Source organism: Deinococcus sp. YIM 134068, assembly GCF_036543075.1.
In the GTDB taxonomy this organism is placed as follows: domain Bacteria; phylum Deinococcota; class Deinococci; order Deinococcales; family Deinococcaceae; genus Deinococcus; species Deinococcus lichenicola.
Genome location: NZ_JAZHPF010000004.1, coordinates 77,351 through 96,937 on the forward strand (window position 1 = coordinate 77,351; position 19,587 = coordinate 96,937).

Genomic DNA, 19,587 nt, shown 5'->3' on the forward strand with positions numbered 1-19,587 from the left:
GATGGCCGATGCCTGCGCTCCAGACAGGTCCTAGCCTGGGGCGAATGTCAACCCTGCCGACTCCTGCCGAACTCGCCGCCTTTGCGCTCGCCGTGCAGCATCCCCTCACGCGCGCCTGGGTGGATGACACGACGCGCCTCGCGCTGCTGGCCGAAGAGCACGCCTTCGACCTGCAACTCGCCACCGACCTCGACCTGGCGGGGCAGCGGGCCGAGTTTCTGAACGTGGGGCAACCCCCAGAGGCGTTTCTGAACCGCTGGGTGGAGGTGGGACTGAACCTGAGCGCCATGCTCTCCATCCGCTTCGAGGGGCTGGACCGGGACAAGCCCTTCGTGGATGCCAGCGTGACCTCGCGCCCTCTGACTTTCGATGACCTCCCGGCACTGCTGCGTGCCGGGTTGGACTTGTACGGTGCCTTTCGACCCGGACGGCTGCGGATGTGGAGTGCGGAGGCGCTGGACGGATGGACGGCGGAGTTGCCCAATGCCCGCCCCGACATGCGTGTACTCGCCGCTCCCCTCTCCGAATTGCGTTGGCGTGAGATGCCCGCCGATCTGACCCTGATTCCCACCCGCGACCTCGCCCACTACGCCGATGCTGTGGCTGCCTACGCCGCTGTGGACGCCGAGCATCCTGAGCATGTCGGGCAGGCCCAGATCGAGGACGAGGAGCATCTGCAACTGTTGATTTATGCAGGTACCCTGTTTGATGTGATTTGGAGGAACCGTTGGAGCGGCTACGTCGGGGCACTTGCCAAGGCCAAGCGTGGCCTTCCCGCGTACTCGGTTCAGGAGTTGCTGCTTGCCCCACACGCACGCGGCCACGGCCTCGGCCCCCACCTCTCGACGCTGCTCGCCCGCCACTTGCCCGACGACGGGCGCGTCCTCTCGGGCACTATCCACGGGGAGAATTGGGGAGCGCGGCAGGCTGCCCTGAACGCCGGACGGCATGACGTGGGCGGCTGGACGTGGGTGCCGCTGGTGCCCGGTGCCTGACTCCACCGTGACCTTTTCCTGACCCTTTCCCCACCCGATCTGCTAGAATCCACGTTTGGGTGTCCCGCCCACAGAGGATGTGAGGCGGGCTTTTTTTTGCCAAGACGGGCTGAGAGCTAAAGGCTGAATGCTGAGAGCTAGCAGCTCCGACCAAGGGAGCTGAAATGGAATACCGCAACATCGCCATCATCGCGCACGTCGACCACGGCAAGACCACGCTCGTGGACGGCATGCTCAAGCAGACCTTGAAGCTCGGCCACGGCGAGGAAATCGCCGAGCGGGCGATGGACTCCAACGACCTCGAAAAGGAACGCGGCATCACCATCCTCGCCAAGAACACGGCGGTGGAATACGGGGGCGTCAAGATCAACATCGTGGACACGCCCGGCCACGCGGACTTCGGCGGTGAGGTGGAGCGCGTCCTCGGCATGGTGGACGGCGCGCTCGTCCTCGTGGACGCGGCGGAGGGGCCGATGCCCCAGACCCGCTTCGTGCTCCGCAAGGCCATCGAACTCGGCCTCAAGCCCATCGTGGTCGTCAACAAGATCGACCGGGGGGACGCGCGGCCCGAGGAGGTCGTCAACCTCACCTTCGACCTGATGGCCGAACTCGGCGCGAACGACGACCAGCTCGACTTCCCGATCCTGTACGCGGTCGCGCGTGAGGGCAAGGCGTACCGCGACCTCGACCAGCCGCAGGACGACATGCACGAGCTGTTCGACATGGTGCTCAAGGAGATTCCTGCCCCGAAGGTGGACCTGGACGCCCCCTTCCAGATGCTCGTGACCAACCTCGACTACTCCGAGTACCTGGGCCGCATCGTGCTGGGACGGGTGCAGCGGGGCAAGCTCAGGAAGGGCGAGTTCGTCCAGCTCATGCACAAGGACGGCACGATGACGAAAACGCGCGTCGTGCAGCCCTTCACGCACCTCGGCCTGCGCCGCATCGAGGTGGACGAGGTGGGGGCCGGGGACATCGTGGCGCTGGCGGGCATCGAGGACGCGCAGATCGGGGAGACGGTGGCCGACCTCGCCGACCCCGAGGCGCTGCCCATCATCACGGTGGACGAGCCGACCGTCTCGATGGTCTTCCAGCCTAACACCTCCCCCTTCGCGGGCAAGGAAGGCAAGTACGTCACCTCCCGCCACCTCAACGACCGCCTCAAGCGCGAGGTCATGACCAACGTGTCGCTCAAGGTCGAGGAGATTCGCCCCGACGAGTTCAAGGTCTCCGGGCGCGGCGAGCTGCACCTCTCGATCCTGCTGGAGACCATGCGCCGCGAGGGCTACGAGGTGCAGGTCGGTGCCCCGCAGGTCATCACGCGCGAGATCGACGGCGTGAAGCACGAGCCGGTCGAGCACCTGGTCATCGACGTGCCCGAGTACCACTCCAGCACCGTGATCGGCGTGCTGGGCGGGCGCAAGGGCCAGATGGTGAACATGGAGCCGCAGGGCAGCCGCGTGCGGGTGGAGTTCAAGATTCCCTCGCGGGCGCTGTTCGGCTTCCGCACGCAGTTCCTGTCCATGACCCAGGGTGAGGGCATCATGAGCCACATCTTCGACGGCTACGCGCCGTGGGCCGGGGACCTCAAGACCCGTCAGAACGGCTCGCTCGTCAGCATGGAGGACGGCGTGGCCTTCGCCTACTCCATCTTCAAGTTGCAGGACCGTGGCTCGTTCTTCATCGACCCCAGCCAGGACGTGTACGTGGGCATGATCGTCGGCGAGAACGCCCGCGAGCAGGACATGAACGTCAACGTCTGCAAGAACAAGAAGCTGACGAACGTGCGCTCGGCGGGAGCCGACGAGGCCCTGACCCTCACGCCGCCCAAGCGCCTGAGCCTCGAAGACGCGCTGGAGTACATCTCCGACGACGAACTCGTGGAGCTGACGCCGCAGAGCATCCGACTGCGGAAGAAGGTGCTGAACCCGAGCTTCAGGAAGTAATCGCCGCCCGTCAGGGCCGAGCGGAGCGAGAAGCGAACGAACCTCCGGGCCGCCCCGGAGGTTTCCATGTCAGCGGTAAGAGGGGTCGGAGCCGGGTGCTTCGGCCTCCTCTTCTTTTCTTTGCTGGCCGCTGTCTGCTGGTTGCTGGCACCACCTCCACCCGGCCCCTGTCCACACCACACCCCCCGTCGGGGAACTCCGGCCCGCCCAAAGGCGTAGCGTGGACCATGTTCAACTTCACACTCGCACAACGGTTCGGGAGGGGAGAGCGGCGATGGAAGCGTTAGGGGAACTCAGCTGGGTGGTGCATCCGCTGGCGGGGTTGGCGCTGGCCTTCTACGCCTCGGTGATCTTCTCGCCGCGTGGGAGGGAGTGGCGGCTCGTGGCGGTGTGTGTCGTGCTGGTCGGGCTGTTGGCGGTGCTGGGGGCCGACTGGATCGTTCACCCGGCGTCGGGGATGCTGTTGGGCTTCTTTGGCTCGCGGGCCTTCCACAAGTGGCGGCGGTCCTGGCCGAGCCTGCTCGTGGGCCTCGTCGGTGCCCTGTTCTTCATGACGCTGGGCGCGAGCTGGCTGATCTTCCCCCTGATGGTGATGGGCATGATCTGGCTGTTCACGGCGGCATTTCAGGCCACGGCGGGGACCAGACGACCGGGGGCGCTGGAGTCGGGCGCGGTGACCGCTCTGCCCGAGGCGGCGGAGGGTCTGCCCCTCGGGACCTTCGGTGGCAAGGGTAAGGAACGCGAACTGGTACCCGTGGGCGCTCGCCCGACTCAGGCGAAGACCCAGCAGGCACCCTTGCAAGAACCCGCGCCCCTCGCCACCTTCGTGCGTGACGAGCGGCTGCCAGGGGAGGCCCGCGCGCAACTGGCGGCGCTCGACCTGCGGGTCCGCGAGGCCCTGACGCACCTGAAGGCCGTGGGGCAGGAGGGCGGCGAGACGGCATACCTCGCCCGCGCCATCCGCGACGAGTACGCGCCGACCGCCGTGCAGGGCTACCTCAAGCTCCCGCCCACGCTGGCGAACACCCAGCCGCTGGAGGACGGCAAGACGGGCCGCGACCTGTTGCGGGAGCAACTGGACATCCTGCTCGACGCCGTGCAGGACATCCTCGGCACGGCCCTGCGCTCCGGCGGGCAGGAGTTGCTGACTCACCAGCGGTTCCTGCGGGAGAAGTTCCGCAAGCCGCGCGGCGACCTGGACGTGTAGGGGAGGAAGGGAGAGGCTGGCCCTTCAGGACAGGTTCAGCCGGGGTGGATAGCCTGCCCCATGCTGTTCAAGTGTGTTGTGACAACGGGAGTGCTTGGGTTCGCCCTCGCGTCCGCCTCGCCCTCGCTGGTGGGGCAGCGGCAGGCCAGTTTGGACGCCATCCGCCGCCACGCTGAGGTACACCCACAGACGTTGGAACGCTGTGGCCCGGTCAACTGGGACGTGAAGACGGACGTGATCGCCTTCCCAGTGGAACGGGCGGATCGTGTCTACGTGCAGGAGGGCTATCAGGGCCGCGCCTATCAGATCAGGAGGGGGGTGGCCCGGCTCGTGTGGTGCGGTGCCCATCCCCAAGTGGGGGAGCAGGCGTCGAAGCTGGGTGGGAACGTGGAACGCGCACTCGGCATCCCCCTTCGCACCGCGTCCGGCGTGCTGCCCGTGGAGCGGGGCGGAATGGACATTTTTACCGGATTCGCCGGGGTGGTCACGACAAGCCGGATGAACGCCGCTGGGAAGCTCGTCTGTTCTAAAAGGCGGTTCGACGGGCGAGAGTTCCGCTCCGGCTTCCAGTTTGACGCCCGCGACACCTGCCCCTGACCCCGCCCCTCGTTCCCCACCCGGTCACACCCTGTCTGACTTCCGTCCTTGCCTCAGCCGTCACCATCCCTTAACCTGACCCTCGGACTCAGGATTATGACCAGACCCCTCCCTGCTCCCCATACCGCGACTGCCCCCGTCTCCAACGATCCCCGCGCCGTCTCGCTGCTGCTGGCGGCGGAGGCGGTGCTGGCCCACCTGCACCCCCGCGCGCCGCTGCGGCTGGCGGCAGTGACCCTGGGGGAAACGCCGGGCGTGACCTACGCGCTTGCCCCCGACCCGCAGGCGCTCGCCCTGAACCGTGGGCTGCGGGAGGAGGTTGCCCTCGTCGCGCTGGCGCGGGCGGCGATGGCCCGGCTGCTGAACTTCGTGGACGGGGCGGAGGTGGGCACCCCGGAGCGTGACGCCCGCGCCCTCCTCGCCTCCACCCTGCGCGACCCCGAGGAGCTGGAGGTATTGGACGCGCAACTCGCCGTGCTGGAGGCCCGCGCCCGCGCCCTGCTGCGCCGCTCGTGGGCCGAGGTGGAGGTCGTCGCCGTCGGCCTGCGCGAACACGGCACGCTGGACGCCCAGGCCGTCGCCCACCGCGTCGCGTGCGCGCAGGGTATCCGGGGCAGCCTCCTGAACTGAAGAGTTGGAACGGGAAGAAGAATCCCACCCGGAACAGTCAGGATTGTGTGCCAGTCTTCATTTAGAGGGGTGGGCTACGTTCCTCCTCCCCGCCCCGGTGCATCCTTTGGGCAGGAGGACGAACTATGAACGACATGTCTGGAATGGGAATGCAGGGCGGTGGACAGCAGAGCGTCGTGAGCCGGTGTGATGCCACCAACTGCCGCTACAACGAGAACGAGCAGTGCATGGCGGGCCAGATCGAAGTGGGCTTCAGCGGGCAGATGGCCCAGTGCATGACCTTCAGCCCCGAAGACCAGATGGGCGACACCCAGACGATGAGCGAGGGCATGAGCTGAGGTAGAAAGAGGACAGGTGAGCGGGCCGGGAATCCAAGTCCCCGGCCCGCTTTCTCTTGTCTTTTGCTGGCGGCTGGAAGCTGGCCGCTGGCCGCTCCCTCACAGCACCAGCACTCCGTGATGCTTCGCCTTCTCCTGCGGCTCCACGTGAATCGTCACGTTCGCGCCCTCCAGCTCGGCCTTGATGGCGTCCTCCAGGCGGTCGCAGATCAGGTGCGCCTCCTCCACCGTCATCTGGCCGGGGACGACGAGGTGGAACTCCACGAAAGTCACGCGGCCCGCGTGTCTCGTCCGCACGTCATGGATTTCCAGCGCCCCCTCCGCGTGCTCGCTCATCAATTGGCGTAAGCGGGCGGTGGTGGCGGGGTCGGCGGCGGCGTCCATCAGCCCGCCCACGGAGTCGCGCATCAGGCTCCAGCCACTCCACAGGATGTTCAGCGCCACGAGGACGGCGAGCAGGGGGTCCAGCACCGCCCAGCCCGTGACTCCGGCGAGGACCACGCCGACGAGGACGCCCGCGCTCGTCACCACATCGCTCAGGACGTGCCGCCCGTCGGCGAGGAGGGCGGGGGAACGCCGGGCACGGCCCTCGCGCAGAAGCACCCCCGCCCACAGCCCGTTGAGCACGCTCGCGCCGAGGTTGACGAGCAGGCCGGGGAGGGGTGCGTCCACTGCCTCGGGCCGCAGCAGGGCGGGCACGGCCTCCAGCAGGATGGAGACGGCGGCGAGGACGATCAGGACGCCCTCGGCCACCGCGCTGAAATACTCGGCCTTCGTGTGGCCGTAGGGGTGGTTGGCGTCGGCGGGCCGCGCCGCCACACTCAGCGCCACGAGCGCGGCGACGGCGGCGGCCACGTTGATCACACTCTCCAGCGCGTCGGAGTACAGCGCCACGCTGCCCGTGAGGGCGTAGGCGAGGAACTTCAGAGCCAGCACGACGGCGGCCACCACCACGCTCCCCAGCGCGATTCGCGTCGTGCGGTTCATGGGGTGAGGCTAACAGGGTTAGGCGCGGCGAAACCTGGCACCGGGAAGGGGACAGGAGGTCGCCAATCGCCAGTCGGGGGAAGGACGGGGGGGCGTTCGTCTTGCGCCGAAGACAGGACTCCGGGGCCATCTGTACGGGCGGACCTGCGATGAAGGTATCCGCGCTCAGCCTCCGCTCCTTCTGGAGTGGAAGCGAGGTGCCCTTGAAACCAGGACAGTTCCTCCTCTGCCTTCGCCCTCCAAGAGAAGTCCGGGCCTGTGTGGGGGTGAAGTGGGAACCGGCCCGAACGTACAACGCGACCAGGATAGAGATGGAGGGAGGGCTGACCCCATCCAAACGATTCCACCCCGAGCTGTTACGTCCCCAACGTAACAGCCCCTGCTAGACTGCCCCGGTGACTTCCGCGCCGGACCTTCTTTCACAACTCAACGAGAATCAGGCGCAGGCCGCCGACCACTTCACCGGCCCCGCGCTCGTGATCGCCGGGGCGGGCAGCGGCAAGACCCGCACGCTCGTCTACCGCATCGCTCACCTGATCGGACATTACGGCGTGGACCCCGGCGAGATTCTGGCCGTGACCTTCACGAACAAGGCCGCCGCCGAGATGCGCGAGCGGGCCAAGCATCTGGTCAGTGGCGCGGACCGCCTGTGGATGAGCACCTTCCACAGCGCGGGCGTCCGCATCCTGCGGGCCTACGGCGAGCACATCGGCTTGCGGCGCGGCTTCGTCATCTACGACGACGACGACCAGATGGACATTCTCAAGGAGGTCATGGGCAGCGTGCCCGGCATCGGCCCGGAGACGAACCCACGCACCCTGCGCGGCATCCTCGACCGCGCCAAGAGCAACCTGCTCACGCCCGACGACCTCGCCCGCAGCCAGGAACTGTATATCAGCGGCATCCCGCGCGAGTCCGCCGCCGAGGTCTACCGCCGCTACGAATCGCGGAAGAAGGGCCAGAACGCCATCGATTTCGGCGACCTCATCACCGAGACGGTGCGCTTGTTTCAGGAAGTTCCCGGCGTCCTCGACCGGGTGCAGGACCGCGCCCGCTTCATTCACGTGGACGAGTATCAGGATACGAACAAGGCGCAGTATGAATTGACAAGGTTACTTGCTAATCGGGACCGGAATCTGCTTGTTGTCGGGGACCCCGATCAGTGTCTCCCGCCCGGCACGCTCGTCTGTACGCCGCAGGGGGAACGGTCCATCGAGGAAATCGCGGAGGGCGACCTCGTGTGCGGCACGGGTGGGGGAGAGAACCTCGTGCCTGCCCGCGTCACCCACGTCAAGCGTGGTCATTCGGCTGGGCCGCTGTGGAGAGTTTCGGCAGGTGGGCGCACCCTGCGCGGCACGCCTCACCACGTCGTTCTCGCGCGGCATGAGCCGATGGCGGGCCAATGGTACGTCTACCTGATGTACCGCGAGGACCGGGGCTACCGCGTCGGCCTCACAGTCGGCGCGCGGCAGAACAGCGAGGGCAAGACCGACTATGGCTACCGTGTGCGGCTCAATCAGGAGAACGGGGACAAGGTGTGGGTGCTGCGGGTATGTGAGTCACGGGCCGACGCCGCGTACTGGGAGGCGCTGTACGCCGCCCGCTACGGCCTGCCGACCGCTCTCTTCCACGGGGTCGGTCGGAATCTCGCCCTGAGCGAAACGCACCTCGCCCGCCTTTTCTCCGAACTGGACACGGCGGGCGCGGCCCGGCGGCTCATGGCCGATCTCCACCTCCACCCCGACTTCCCCCACCATCGCCCGCAGAACGGACTGCGGCGGCAGAGCGTGAACCTGATCATGTACTCCGACCATCGGAGCGGTCTGGTCGGCTACCACCGCGTCCAGTGGAGCAGCAACCGCGCAGACGTGGCTGAACGCCTCACCCAGGCCGGGCATCCCGTCCGCACGAACGGGCGCGGCGGCTACCGACTGGAGGTCAGCCGCAAGGATTACACCGAGGCTCTGGAGTATGCCGGGCAGGTGGCGCGCGACGGCGGGCTGGAGTTGCAACGCAAAGCCGTGGTGGACGGGCGGATGTACACCTTCCTCCCCCTCTCGCACCTGCACCCCGGAATGCGCGTCCTCGTGCAGGAAGCCGGGCAACTGCGCGAGGCGACCGTGGAAAGTGCCGGTCAGGAAACTTACGACGGTCCCGTGTACGACCTCACCGTCTCACCCACCCATACCTATGTCGCTGGCGGTGTCCTCGTTCATAACAGCATCTACAAGTTCCGTGGTGCCGATATTCAGAACATCCTCGACTTCCAAAAGGATTACCCCGACGCCAAAGTCTATATGCTCGAACACAACTACCGTTCGAGTGCGCGCGTTCTCAACATTGCCAACAAGCTCATCGAGAACAATGCCGAGCGCCTTGAAAAAACGTTGCGCGCCGTCAAGGAGGACGGGCACCCCGTCATGTTCCACCGGGCGACGGACCACCGGGCGGAGGGCGACTTCGTGGCCGAGTGGCTGACGCGGCTGCACGGCGAGGGGCGGCCCTTCGCGGAGATGGCGATCCTGTACCGCACGAACGCGCAGTCCCGCGTGATGGAGGAGTCGCTGCGGCGGGTGCAGATTCCCGCCAAGATCGTGGGCGGCGTGGGCTTCTACGACCGCCGGGAGATTCGGGACATCCTCGCCTACGCCCGCCTCGCCATCAACCCGGACGACGACGTGGCCCTGCGCCGCATCATCGGGCGGCCCCGGCGCGGCATCGGCGACACGGCGCTGGAGCGGCTGATGGAGTGGGCGCGGGTGAACGGCACGTCCATCCTGACCGCGTGCGCGAACGCTGTCGAGCGCAACGTTCTGGAGCGGGGTGGGCAGAAGGCGGTGGAGTTCGCCGAACTCATGCACGGGATGCAAGAGGCCGCCGACAACTACCTCCCCGCGCCGTTCCTGCGCTTCGTGATCGAGACGAGCGGCTACCTCGACCTGCTGCGCCAGGAAGGACAGGAGGGGCAGGTGCGGATGGAGAACCTCGACGAACTCGTCAACGCCGCCGAGGAGTGGTCGCAGACGAACGAGGGCACCATCGGGGACTTCCTCGATGACGCCGCCCTGCTCTCCAGCGTGGACGACATGCGGGCGAAACAGGAGAACAGGGACGTGCCGGAAGACGCCGTGACCCTGATGACCCTGCACAACGCGAAGGGGCTGGAGTTCCCGGTCGTCTTTATCGTGGGCACGGAGGAGGGCCTGCTCCCCAGCAAAAACTCGCTGCTGGAGGCGGGCGGCATCGAGGAGGAGCGGCGACTCTTCTACGTCGGTATCACGCGGGCGATGGAGAGGTTGTTCCTCACCGCCGCGCAGAACCGGATGCAGTTCGGCAAGACGAACAGCACCGAGGACAGCCGTTTTCTGGAGGAGATCGAGGGCGACTTCGACACGGTGGACCCCTACGGGCAGGTCGTGGACTACCGCGCGAAGACGTGGAAGGACTTCCGCCCGTCCACGCCGGGCCGGGTCACGCCCAGCGCCGTCAAGAACACCAGCCCGATGACGGGGGGCATGGCCTACCGGGGTGGCGAGAAGGTCTCACACCCCAAGTTCGGGGAGGGGCAGGTCCTCGCGGTGGCGGGCATGGGCGAGCGCCAGGAAGTGACGGTGCATTTCCCGTCGGCTGGCACGAAGAAGCTGCTCGTGAAGTTTGCGAATTTGACGAAGCACGAATGACAGTTCCAGTGGTGACGGCTCAGCCCAATTCCAAAGCTCTTATGTTAGTTCTCCGTAAGCTTTGGCGAGTTTGTCAATTCTATCAAGTAGATTTAAGAGCTGATCGAGATCAACTTCTAATTCCTCTGTCGGACGAAAGTTGGAATCATAGCCAAAGAGTTGGACTTGGTTAGGTTGTATGAGCCTTCATCCAACGGTTTCCGTCCAAAAGGATGGAGTCGGGTCTTGTCGGAGGGAGTTTAAATTTGATCGAAGCAAAGCAGTTGAGTTGGCATGAACCAATCTATCAAAGCTTGCAACAGGGTGTACTTTTCATCTTGAAACTCGACGTACACTCATCTATTTGTCTTTGAGCCGGAAGATAAGCTGTAACTATTAGTCACGATCAGAAGGACTCGCACGTCATCTTCTATTCAAAAGCTCCTTATGGCAAGGAAAGAGCCGGAGGTTGTGAGACGGAACAGCCTCACCCCCGTTCCACCAGATGCCGCACCTCCCCCGTCCCGGCGCTCAGGAACTCGGCCACCGCGAGCGGGTAGACGGGGAGGGTCGCAAGGTCCGCGAGCGGTATCCACTCGCACGTCACGTCGGCATTGTCGAGCACGGTGAACGGTTCTTCGGGCAACTCGGGCGGGGCCTCCATGCGGAAGTAGAAGCCGATCTCGTGCTGCCGCTTCTCGGGTGGACCGAAGAAGTTCTCCAGCACGCCGACGAGGCGCAGCGGGCCGGGCGGGGTGCCCGTTTCCTCCAGCCACTCGCGGGCGGCGCAGCTCGCGGCGTCCTCCTCCACACTCAGGGCACCGCCCGGCAGGAAGCCGAAGCCGAGGCCCCGGACCGTATTCACGAGCAGCCTGTCCCCCCGCACGCACAGGATGGCGACGCGGACGCTGAACTTGAGGCCGCCGAGGGGAATGCGGATGTCGGTCACGGGGGAAGTATGGCGCGGCGAACAGGGGTATGGCGTCTGACGTTTGGCGGAGCCTCAGCCCCCGCAGCAGGGTCGGAACCACGGCGAGAGGGAAGCGCGGACGGTCCAGTGGGCCTGATGCCCCTCTCGCCTCAGACGGAGTGCCCCCCGCGTTCCGCCTCCGCCCGCACGCTCTCGTCCCGGTCCCGGCCCAGCCCCTCGCGTACCTCCCCCGGCAGATCGTTGCGCGCGGCCACACTCAACCGCACGCCGTCATCGGGGTCGTCGGCCAGCGTCGGGAGCAGGGCAGAAGGAAGGTGCGGGTGCCCGGCGACGGCGCGGCGCACCCCGGCATTCGGATCGGCGGCGAGTTGCGCCAGCACCGCGTCCCCCGGCGTCTCCGCGTAGGCGACGGCGCGGCGCACCTCGGGGTCGGGGTCGGCGGCGAGGCGGGCCAGACGCCCCTGGCCGAGGTCGGGCCGCACGGCGAGGACGGTGCGGACGGCGGTGTCGGCATCCAGCAACAGCGCGTCCAGCACGGCGGGGGCCAGCCCCTCGGCGCTCGCCACGTGGAGGCGGATGTCCTGCTCGGGAGAGCGGGCCAGCGACAGCACCGCCTCCTCGGGGAGGTCGCCCCGCTCCAGCACGGCGCGGCGCACCGTCTCAGACTCGTCGGCGGCGAGGCGGGTCAGGAGGTCCGGGAAGGCGTCCGGGCGGCGGGCGAGGGCGGCGCGCACGTCGGGGTCGGCGTCGTGTTCGGCACGCTCCAGCCACGTGGTGGGCACCCGCCACGCCTGCAACGCCGCCGCCCGGACGAGGGGGTTCTCGTGGCCCGACAGCCACTCGCGCACGTTCCGGGGCAGGTCCACCCGCCGGGCGAGGGTCGCCAGCACGTCGGGGTCCTCGTCCGCGCCGAGGGTGAGCATGCAGTCCAGCGGCAGGTCCAGCCGCCGCGCCACCGAGGCCCGGACGATGCCGTGAGGGTCCGTCACGAGCGTCCGCAGCACGTCGCCGGGCAGGTCGGGGCGGGCGGCCACCGCCTTCCGCACGTCGTAGTCGTCGTCCGCCGCGAGTTGCCGGATAAGGGGTTCGGGCAACTCGGGCCGTTTTGCCACCGCCTCGCGCACCTGCCACCCGGCGTCACCTGCCAGCCCCTCCACCCGCGCCGCCCCCAGGCCGGGACGGGCCGCCAGCGCCGCCCGCACGCCGAAGTCCTCGTGCCGGGACGCGCCGTCCAGCACCCAGCCGGGCACCTCGGGCAGGGAGAGCAGCGCGGTCATGCCCTCCGCCGGGAAGACGCCGAGGAGATTCGGGCGGGCGAGGCGCATCAGCGGCAGGCCGGGATTGCCCAGCACCTCGCGCGGAAAGGCGGCGGCGAGCAGGCCCAGCACCTCCACGGGCGTGTTGGGGTGGGCGGCCACCCGCGCCCGCACCCGAGCGTCGGGGTGGGCGCTCAGGCCGGAGAGGGTGTCGGCGGTGGCCCGTGGCACGCTCGCCGCCTCCAGCGCCCCAGCCACACCCAGCGCGGTGAGGGTCCGGGGGTCGGGGTCGGAAGAGATCATGCGGCCCACTATGGCAGAGGGTGGAAGGTGACAGGGAGGTGGGAGGTCGGGAGTCATGGGCTTGAGGTCGGGCGTGGGTTGCAAGAGGGGCGGGGCTCCCCAATCCCCGGCAGCGACGATTCCCCTGCATTCCCCGTCGTTCCCCACGCTTGCGTCGTCGGGCGACGCGGAGCCAGCGCAGGAGCGTCCCGTCTTCCTTCGGTCACTCGTATTCCCAGTCGAGGAGAGGCAGCCGAGACCTACTCTGGCTTCCGGAAGGGCCGTGTGGGCCGCACTTCACCCCCACACCTCACCCCCCCATCCCCAAGCGCCCGTCAGCAAACTCACTCTCACCGCGCGGAAAAGGACCCTATCCTGCCGGGAGATGGCCGCCCCCGCCCCTCGCCCCCGCCGCTGGACGCTTCCCCTCGCCCTGTTACTCGCCGGACTGGGAAGCGGCGCGGGCGCAGTCGGCCCGGAGTTTCCCTTCCTGCTCGGCCCCCCGAAGCCCCCCGCGCCCTCCGGCCTGATTTGCCCGGCACCCACCGACCCCCTCGAACTCGCCCTATGGCGGGTGACGACCGAGGACGGGCGGCCCGACCACTCGTGCGGCAACACGGCGCTGGGCTACCTGCGGACGCCGGGCGCACCCGGCCAGCCCGACGCCTTCGACGTGACGGCGGAGCAGGTGCGGAACGCCCGCGCGGAGGTGCTGCTCGCCAGCATGGAGTGGCACGGCGGGGAGGGGCGGCCCGGCTGGACCCTCGCCCTCGCCGTGCGGGACCTGTACGGGCGGGTGCGGGCCAACCCCGCCGCCTACCCTCAGGGAATGACGGTGCGGGTGGCGCTCGGCGGCTTTCCCGACCTGGCGCGGGCGGACGGGGCGACCCAGGCCCTCGACCTCGTGCGTGACCTCACGCGGCTGGGCGTGCCGCTGGGCGACGCGGATGTGGGCTGGCACCTCGGCGTCGTCAACTACCGCTACTTCCCGCACAACCACGTCAAGCTCCACGTCATCGACGGGCAGGACCTCACGGTGGCCGGGTACAACTACACCGTCTGGCACCTGCCGAGTTCAGCGCCGGGCGGGGGCGACCTGCACGACCTCGGCCTGCGGGTGCGCGGCCCGGTGGCGCGGGACGGGATGGCCGTGTTCGACGACCTGTGGCGGCACTCGCGGCAGGTGCGCTGCCCGGAGGGGACGGGCGCGGACGACGTGGCCCGCCTCTGCACGCTGGGTTCACCCGAGGAGTTCGGCCACCCCGCCCTCCCGCCACAACCGGAGACGACCGGCGCGGCGCGGGCCTTCCTGCTCTACCGCCGTCCCGGTTTCGACCAGGCCGACCGGGCGACGCTCGCACTCTTCGGGGAGGCGCGGCAGAGTCTCGACCTGATGCAGGCGCAGTTCACCCCGTCGCTGGGCTGCTGGTACGCCTACCTCAACCCGGAGGACTGCCCGGTGAGCCGCTGGCCTGTCTACCTCCGCGCCGTGCTGGACGCGATGGGGCGCGGCGTGAAGGTCCGCGCGCTGATGGTGGACTACGGCATCGACCGGGCGGCGAACCGCAGCGGTGTCGCCCTGATGCGGCGGGAGGCCCGGCGGCGGGGGCTGGAAGGCCGCTTCGAGGCCCGTTACGTCACCCATCCCATGCACACGAAGGCGATGACCGTGGACCGCCGTATGGTGCTGGCGGGCAGCATGAACCTCCACTTCTCAGCGTGGGGACCGCTGGGACTCAACGAGGCCATGCTCGCCACCACCGACGCCGGAGCCGTGGCCGAGCAGAACGCGAGCTTCGAGGACCTGTGGGCAAAGCACAGCCGCACCGTCCCGGAAGAGTGGTGGATGAGGAATGTGGAACCGGGGTCGGCACCTTCGCCTCAGCCCGCCCCGGTGGAACGTACCCTGGAGCATGACCGTCAGCCGTGAGGATTGGAAAAAGACCTGTCTGATCGAACCTGCGCCGGGCTACACGCCTCATATCGGCGTCCTTGTCGCCATGATGAACTATGCCCGTCTCACAACGCTTCAGGCGGTCGGTGGCCTGAGTGTGGAGGAACTGGACGCCATCCCGCCCGGCTTTTCCAACTCCATCGGGATGCTGCTCGCGCACATCGCGGCGGTGGACCGGCTGTATCAGCGGCTGAGCTTCGAGAACCGGGGCTTTGATAAGGGGGAAATGGCCGTCTACGGCGGAGCCATCAGCTTCGGGCAGGAGGGCGAGCGGGTACGGGGCTTTGAGCTTGGGCATTACCTCGACGACTTGGAAGCCGCCCGCGCCGACACCCTCGCCGAACTCGCCCGCCGTGACGACACCTGGCTGGCGTCCAACCTTCAGGTGCCTGACTTCGACTATCCCAACCACCATTGGGCCTGGTTTCATGTCATGGAGGACGAGGTGAGCCACCGGGGGCAGATTCGGATCATCCGCAAGGTGCTGGAGGCCCAGACACAGGGCTGACGTTCTGCTGGCGACTGGAAGCTGGCCGCTGGCCGCCCCACCGGGACTTCCCACACCCCGCGCCGCGCCTAGAATGGGGCCATGCTGGGGTCCCCTCGTGGTTGAACGCATCCACCTTGCCAAGCCGCGCGGCTTCTGCGCCGGGGTCGTCATGGCGATCGGGGCGGTGGAGAGGGCCGCCCGCACGGAAGATCGGCCCGTCACGGTCTACCACTCCATCGTCCACAACCACACGGTCGTCGAGCGGCTGGAGGAGCAGCACGACGTTCACTTCGTCGAGAGCCTGGACGACATCTCGGCGCTGCCCGCCGGGAGTGAGACGGTCGTATTTTCCGCGCACGGCATCAGCCCGGCGGTGCGCGAGCGGGCGCGGGCGCTGGGCCTCTCGACCATCGACGCGACCTGCCCCCTCGTCACGAAGGTCCACACCGAGGCCAAGAAGTATGCCCGCGAGGGCTACACCATCCTCCTCATCGGCGACAGCGCCCGCCACCAGGAGGTCATCGGCACGCGCGGCGAGGCCCCCGACCACACCATCCTCGTCGGCGTGCTGGGTAAGACAGGTGAGGGGCTGCACGACCCGCACACGGTCACGGTGCCCGACCCGTCGCGCGTGGTGGTCCTCACCCAGACGACCCTGAGCGTGGACGACACGCGGCGGACGGTGGACATCCTGGGGGCCCGCTTTCCGGCGTTGGTCGTGCCGCCGAGCGAGGACCTGTGCTACGCCACGAAGAACCGCCAGGACGCGGTGAAGGCCATCGCGGGGCAGGTGGACGCCTTCCTCGTGCTGACGAGCACCCATTCGAGCAACGGGATGCGCCTCCTCGAACTCGCCCGCTCAGCCTGCGGGCGGGCCGAGCGGCTGGAGACGGCAGCCGACCTCGCGGAGCTGGACCTGACGGGCGTCCGCTCCCTCGGCATCACGAGCGCGGCGAGCACGCCGGACGACCTCGTGCAGGACGTGGTGGCCCACTTCCGCCGCCTCAACCCGGCCCTTGAGGTCATCGAGGAGGGCGAGTGGGAGAACATCGAGTTCCGCGAGCCGAAGAAGGTGTTGCCGACGCAGGAGCTTCCGCGAACGATGAGGTAGGGCCTGGGGCTTGTCGCTCGTAGCTTGTGGCTTGTGGAAAAGAAGGGTGGGCGGCGTAGTTCACGTCTCCCACCCGCTTTTCTTTTCCCTACAGGCGACACGCCACACGCCACTCATCCCTCCCGCACGTACCCCGTCTTCACGAACTCCTGCACCATCGGCTCCAGGTCGTGCAGGGCGGCGTCGGCGCGCAGGGCGTGTTCGGCGGGCGAGAGGCCGTCGCGCAGGGCACGCAGGAAGGCCAGGCCCGCCGCTCCGTGCCGGGCGCGGAAGGTGAGGTACACGTCGGTGATGGGGTTCACGGCGTCGCGCCCGCGCAGGGTCAGGTCGTACTGGCGGTGCGCCCACCCGGCGAGGCTGCGCGGCAGGATCAGCGTCTGCGGGCGCAGGGGTGCGGGAAAGGCCCCCTCGTAGGGCAGGGTGGCGGGCAGGGTGGCGACGATCTGGCCCCCCGCGTAGAAGATCGCCCCGGTAGGCCGGGCGTGCAGGCCCGTGAAGTCTTCCGTGAGGTTGAACTTCCACGCCCGCGAGCCGATGCCGCTCAGGACGTGGGCCAGGGTGGCGGGCAGCGGGTGGGCGCTCAGGGCCGCCCCCTGCTCGTAGAGGTGCAGCAACTCGCCGAGCGCCTGCTCGCCCGTGGCCCCGGCGGCGGCGGCGGTGACGGTGCGGCCCTCGTACAGCAGGACAAAGGCGCTCTGATCGCCCAGCGTGGCGTGCAGGTACCCGCACCACGTCCCCTCGTGCAGGTACTTGAGAAAGGCGTGCAGGTCGCAAAAGCGGGCGTTCAGCCCCGAGTAGGAGGCCGGGGCCTGCGGCAGGAAGCGGGCGAGGAAGGGTTCCGCCGACGGAAACATCGGGGTGAGTTCGGGGATGATCTCGCCGCCGTCCTCTTCCTCGTCCGTGTGCTCGGCGGGCGGGGGCACGACGGGCGGCCCCGAGGGCAGGTGGACCTGACGGCGGCGGGCGGGCCGTCCCTGTCCCTCCGCGCCGGACTCCTCGGGCGGGGTCATGCGAGCTTCTCCGCGAGAGCAAGACCCCGGCGGTAGCGGGCGGCATTCTCCACGTAGCGCGCGGCGTTGTCCATCCGCTCCACGGGCCGGACGACGCGGGCGGGCACCCCCACGGCGAGCATCCCGTCGGGCACGTGCTCGCCCTCGCGCAGCAGCGCCCCCGCCGCGAGGACCGCCCCCGCGCCCAGGCTGGAGCCGTTGAGCATGATCGCGCCCATTCCGACGAGGCTGCCGGACGCGCAATGTGCCCCGTGGACGACCGCCCGGTGGCCCACCGTCACGTCGGAGTCCAGCGTGCAGGGGTGGCTGGGGTCGGTGTGGAGCACCGCGCCGTCCTGCACGTTGCAGCGCGGGCCGATGAGGATGGGTTCGAGGTCGCCCCGCGCGACCACGCCGAACCACACGCTGGCCTCCTCTCCCACCGTCACGCGCCCGATCAGGTCGGCGCTGGGGGCGAGGAAGGCGGTCGGGTGGAGCTGGGGCATTGCGCCGTCGAGGGCATAGAGCGGCATGGGGGGCCTCCGGGGGAAGGGGGAAGTCAGGAAGGATGGGGGGCCGAGGCGAGCGCGGCCTCCAGCAGCCGCCGGTCCTCGGGGTAGGAGAGCAGGGCCGCCGCCTCGCCGTGGGCGAAGAAGCCGCCCCCCGTGAAGGTGGCCTCCAGGGTGGTGGGTGCCTCCCCGACGGCGCGCATAGCGAACCAGGAGATGACGCGCGTCTCCCCCCGGTCGTTGGTGTAGCGCGTCCCCGGCAGGGGGGCGAGGATGCGCGCCGTGACGCCCGTTTCCTCGGCGACCTCGCGCACGGCGGTCTGCTCCAGGGTCTCGCCGGGTTCGACGTGGCCCTTCGGGAAGGCCCAGGCACCGCTGCGGTAACGCACGAGCAGCACGCGCCCGAGGCCGTCCAGCACGACGCCGCCCGCGCCGGGGATGGGGATGGGGGGTGCGGCGGACATGGGCGGAGTATACTGGAGCGAACCCTTGGGGCCGGACCAGGAGGCCAGGCCCGCCGCCCCGTCCGCTTGCAGGCCACCGGACCGCGAAGGTGTCTCTGTGCCCGGACGCCCCCGCAGCCGTGAGTTCAAGCTCGACCTCATGGACCGGGCCGCTGGAAAGTGGCCGGAAGACCACCGCGCCGCGCCCTCGGCCCGACTGCGGACCCGTCCACCTGTCGCCGCCCGCGCCCCAGCCTGGGGGATGCTGCGCCCGCCGAGTTGGCCGCCCACTCCTCTGTTGCCCAGGAGTGATTCGCCCACCTCTCCGCCACCACTGGGTTCCTCCGGGCGTCCGCACGAGCGACGGTCGGGAAAAGGCCACAGGGGATTTCCTTCCCCGCGCGATCCCTACTCCTCACTCCTCCTTCCCCGCCCACACCCCCTGCCGCTTGAGGGCCGCCACCAGCCCCGGCTCCCGCTCCTCCATGCTGCCGCCCGCGCCGAAGTAGGCCCGCAGCAGCCGCGCCCAGTCGCCCGGCTGTCCCCCTCTGGCCGCAATAGGATTCATGACCTCGGTCCCGGCGCGCAACTCCGCCTCGCCCGGCTCGCGGTAGGCGTCCTCGTGGATGACCAGCTCGCGCGGCAGGCGGGGGCGATAGGGTGCCTGCTCGTCGCTCACGCCGATGGTCAGGGCGGCGAAGGGCAGCACCCCGGCGGGCAGACGCAGTTCGGTGATGAGGGCGTCCAGATTGTTCAGCACGCCGCCGATCCAGCAGCCCTGATACCCCAGCATCTCGGCGGCGAGGAGCGTATTTTGCCCGGCGAGCACGGCGTCCCCGATGCCGAAATGGACGGCGACGGCGGGCCACTCGCCCGGCGCGTGTCCGGCGACCTCCAGCAGCCTGCGGGTGCGGTGAACGTCGAGGCAGATCACGAAGCTCGCGGACGCCTGGGCCACATGCGCGTTCGTGGTCAGGGCGGCGACCTTCTGCCGCGTCTCCGCGCTCCTGAGGTGGATGAACGAGTAGAGCTGCGCCGTCGCGTCGGTCGGTGCCCGCTGCGCCGCGTGGAGAATGGCGCTCAGGTGGTCCTCGGGCATCGCCACGTCCCTGTACCGCCGGACGGTGCGGTGGGCGTCGAAGAAGGCGCGCACCTCCTCGGCGGTCTGGTGGCGGGTCGGGAAGTCTTGTGCGGGGGCGACGGTCATGGGCCAGAGGATAGGGCGCGGGCGGAAGCGGGGTGAGGACCAGGAGAACACGCCGC

The 19,587-nt window shown here is 68.7% G+C and carries 17 protein-coding genes; 10 read left to right on the forward strand and 7 right to left on the reverse strand.

The genetic code is table 11. The annotated features are described in order from the left end of the window. The first annotated feature begins 44 nt into the window (after positions 1-44). From V3W47_RS06030 to V3W47_RS06055, 6 genes are all read left to right on the forward strand, one after another. Positions 45-995: a hypothetical protein gene (locus V3W47_RS06030; RefSeq protein WP_331824285.1), complete on the forward strand. Its 951-nt coding sequence runs from the start codon at positions 45-47 to the stop codon at positions 993-995. A gap of 164 nt (positions 996-1,159) precedes the next feature. Then, positions 1,160-2,941 carry a translational GTPase TypA gene (typA, locus tag V3W47_RS06035; RefSeq protein ID WP_331824286.1) on the forward strand — a complete coding sequence of 594 codons (1,782 nt, stop codon included), beginning with the start codon at positions 1,160-1,162 and terminating at the stop codon, positions 2,939-2,941. A gap of 274 nt (positions 2,942-3,215) precedes the next feature. Further along, a complete protein-coding gene (locus V3W47_RS06040; RefSeq protein ID WP_331824287.1) occupies positions 3,216-4,148 on the forward strand; it encodes a hypothetical protein in 933 nt (310 codons plus the stop codon). Between the two features lie 60 nt (positions 4,149-4,208). After that, on the forward strand, positions 4,209-4,745 hold the full coding sequence (locus V3W47_RS06045; protein WP_331824288.1) for a hypothetical protein: 537 nt from the start codon (positions 4,209-4,211) through the stop codon (positions 4,743-4,745). Positions 4,746-4,841: 96 nt separating this feature from the next. Then, a complete protein-coding gene (locus V3W47_RS06050; protein WP_331824289.1) occupies positions 4,842-5,375 on the forward strand; it encodes a hypothetical protein in 534 nt (177 codons plus the stop codon). Between the two features lie 125 nt (positions 5,376-5,500). Continuing rightward, positions 5,501-5,713, forward strand: coding sequence for a DUF1540 domain-containing protein (locus V3W47_RS06055; RefSeq protein ID WP_331824290.1), 213 nt, complete (start codon positions 5,501-5,503; stop codon positions 5,711-5,713). A gap of 99 nt (positions 5,714-5,812) precedes the next feature. On the opposite strand, the gene mntE is transcribed toward V3W47_RS06055, so the two are convergent. Beyond that, positions 5,813-6,700, reverse strand: a complete 888-nt coding sequence (mntE, locus tag V3W47_RS06060; protein WP_331824291.1) for a manganese efflux transporter MntE — start codon at positions 6,698-6,700, stop codon at positions 5,813-5,815. Positions 6,701-7,095: 395 nt separating this feature from the next. On the opposite strand from mntE, the gene V3W47_RS06065 reads away from it, so the two are divergent. Then, the gene (locus V3W47_RS06065; RefSeq protein WP_331824292.1) at positions 7,096-10,380 is read left to right on the forward strand and encodes a UvrD-helicase domain-containing protein; all 3,285 of its coding nucleotides are present in this window, start codon (positions 7,096-7,098) and stop codon (positions 10,378-10,380) included. Positions 10,381-10,846: 466 nt separating this feature from the next. Here V3W47_RS06065 and V3W47_RS06070 read toward each other — a convergent pair whose 3' ends face one another. Both V3W47_RS06070 and V3W47_RS06075 read right to left on the reverse strand, forming a co-directional pair. Then, positions 10,847-11,308 (reverse strand): NUDIX domain-containing protein, encoded by a 462-nt coding sequence (locus V3W47_RS06070; protein WP_331824293.1) that lies wholly within the window; start codon positions 11,306-11,308, stop codon positions 10,847-10,849. Between the two features lie 131 nt (positions 11,309-11,439). Beyond that, positions 11,440-12,849 (reverse strand): hypothetical protein, encoded by a 1,410-nt coding sequence (locus tag V3W47_RS06075; protein ID WP_331824294.1) that lies wholly within the window; start codon positions 12,847-12,849, stop codon positions 11,440-11,442. Positions 12,850-13,213: 364 nt separating this feature from the next. Here V3W47_RS06075 and V3W47_RS06080 point away from each other — a divergent pair, with 364 nt between their 5' ends. The 3 genes from V3W47_RS06080 to ispH all read left to right on the forward strand — a co-directional run bounded on the left by V3W47_RS06080 (position 13,214) and on the right by ispH (position 16,383). Next, on the forward strand, positions 13,214-14,758 hold the full coding sequence (locus V3W47_RS06080) for a phospholipase D-like domain-containing protein (protein WP_331824295.1): 1,545 nt from the start codon (positions 13,214-13,216) through the stop codon (positions 14,756-14,758). Beyond that, complete coding sequence (locus V3W47_RS06085; RefSeq protein ID WP_331824296.1) at positions 14,742-15,290, forward strand: DinB family protein; 549 nt, start codon at positions 14,742-14,744, stop codon at positions 15,288-15,290. Before V3W47_RS06080 ends, V3W47_RS06085 begins: the two co-directional genes overlap by 17 nt. Positions 15,291-15,387: 97 nt before the next feature. Beyond that, positions 15,388-16,383, forward strand: a complete 996-nt coding sequence (ispH, locus tag V3W47_RS06090) for a 4-hydroxy-3-methylbut-2-enyl diphosphate reductase (RefSeq protein ID WP_331824297.1) — start codon at positions 15,388-15,390, stop codon at positions 16,381-16,383. 113 nt (positions 16,384-16,496) lie between these two features. Here ispH and V3W47_RS06095 read toward each other — a convergent pair whose 3' ends face one another. From V3W47_RS06095 to V3W47_RS06110, 4 genes are all read right to left on the reverse strand, one after another. Beyond that, positions 16,497-17,393: a hypothetical protein gene (locus V3W47_RS06095; RefSeq protein WP_331824298.1), complete on the reverse strand. Its 897-nt coding sequence runs from the start codon at positions 17,391-17,393 to the stop codon at positions 16,497-16,499. Further along, positions 17,390-17,905: a gamma carbonic anhydrase family protein gene (locus V3W47_RS06100; protein ID WP_331824299.1), complete on the reverse strand. Its 516-nt coding sequence runs from the start codon at positions 17,903-17,905 to the stop codon at positions 17,390-17,392. The genes V3W47_RS06095 and V3W47_RS06100 overlap by 4 nt, the downstream gene beginning before the upstream one ends. Before the next feature lie 26 nt (positions 17,906-17,931). Next, a complete protein-coding gene (locus V3W47_RS06105) occupies positions 17,932-18,345 on the reverse strand; it encodes an NUDIX hydrolase (RefSeq protein WP_331824300.1) in 414 nt (137 codons plus the stop codon). 394 nt (positions 18,346-18,739) lie between these two features. Beyond that, positions 18,740-19,531 carry a nitroreductase family protein gene (locus V3W47_RS06110; protein ID WP_331824301.1) on the reverse strand — a complete coding sequence of 264 codons (792 nt, stop codon included), beginning with the start codon at positions 19,529-19,531 and terminating at the stop codon, positions 18,740-18,742. Positions 19,532-19,587: the final 56 nt, after the last annotated feature.

What these genes read in the sequence shown, in the direction of transcription:
- V3W47_RS06100 (WP_331824299.1), bottom strand. Translation starts at nt 17,905, where the DNA reads ATGCCGCTCTATGCCCTCGACGGCGCAATGCCCCAGCTCCACCCGACC.
- V3W47_RS06085 (WP_331824296.1), top strand. Translation starts at nt 14,742, where the DNA reads ATGACCGTCAGCCGTGAGGATTGGAAAAAGACCTGTCTGATCGAACCT.
- mntE (WP_331824291.1), bottom strand. Translation starts at nt 6,700, where the DNA reads ATGAACCGCACGACGCGAATCGCGCTGGGGAGCGTGGTGGTGGCCGCC.
- typA (WP_331824286.1), top strand. Translation starts at nt 1,160, where the DNA reads ATGGAATACCGCAACATCGCCATCATCGCGCACGTCGACCACGGCAAG.
- V3W47_RS06045 (WP_331824288.1), top strand. Translation starts at nt 4,209, where the DNA reads ATGCTGTTCAAGTGTGTTGTGACAACGGGAGTGCTTGGGTTCGCCCTC.
- V3W47_RS06080 (WP_331824295.1), top strand. Translation starts at nt 13,214, where the DNA reads ATGGCCGCCCCCGCCCCTCGCCCCCGCCGCTGGACGCTTCCCCTCGCC.
- V3W47_RS06095 (WP_331824298.1), bottom strand. Translation starts at nt 17,393, where the DNA reads ATGACCCCGCCCGAGGAGTCCGGCGCGGAGGGACAGGGACGGCCCGCC.
- V3W47_RS06030 (WP_331824285.1), top strand. Translation starts at nt 45, where the DNA reads ATGTCAACCCTGCCGACTCCTGCCGAACTCGCCGCCTTTGCGCTCGCC.
- V3W47_RS06110 (WP_331824301.1), bottom strand. Translation starts at nt 19,531, where the DNA reads ATGACCGTCGCCCCCGCACAAGACTTCCCGACCCGCCACCAGACCGCC.
- V3W47_RS06055 (WP_331824290.1), top strand. Translation starts at nt 5,501, where the DNA reads ATGAACGACATGTCTGGAATGGGAATGCAGGGCGGTGGACAGCAGAGC.
- V3W47_RS06075 (WP_331824294.1), bottom strand. Translation starts at nt 12,849, where the DNA reads ATGATCTCTTCCGACCCCGACCCCCGGACCCTCACCGCGCTGGGTGTG.
- V3W47_RS06105 (WP_331824300.1), bottom strand. Translation starts at nt 18,345, where the DNA reads ATGTCCGCCGCACCCCCCATCCCCATCCCCGGCGCGGGCGGCGTCGTG.
- V3W47_RS06040 (WP_331824287.1), top strand. Translation starts at nt 3,216, where the DNA reads ATGGAAGCGTTAGGGGAACTCAGCTGGGTGGTGCATCCGCTGGCGGGG.
- V3W47_RS06050 (WP_331824289.1), top strand. Translation starts at nt 4,842, where the DNA reads ATGACCAGACCCCTCCCTGCTCCCCATACCGCGACTGCCCCCGTCTCC.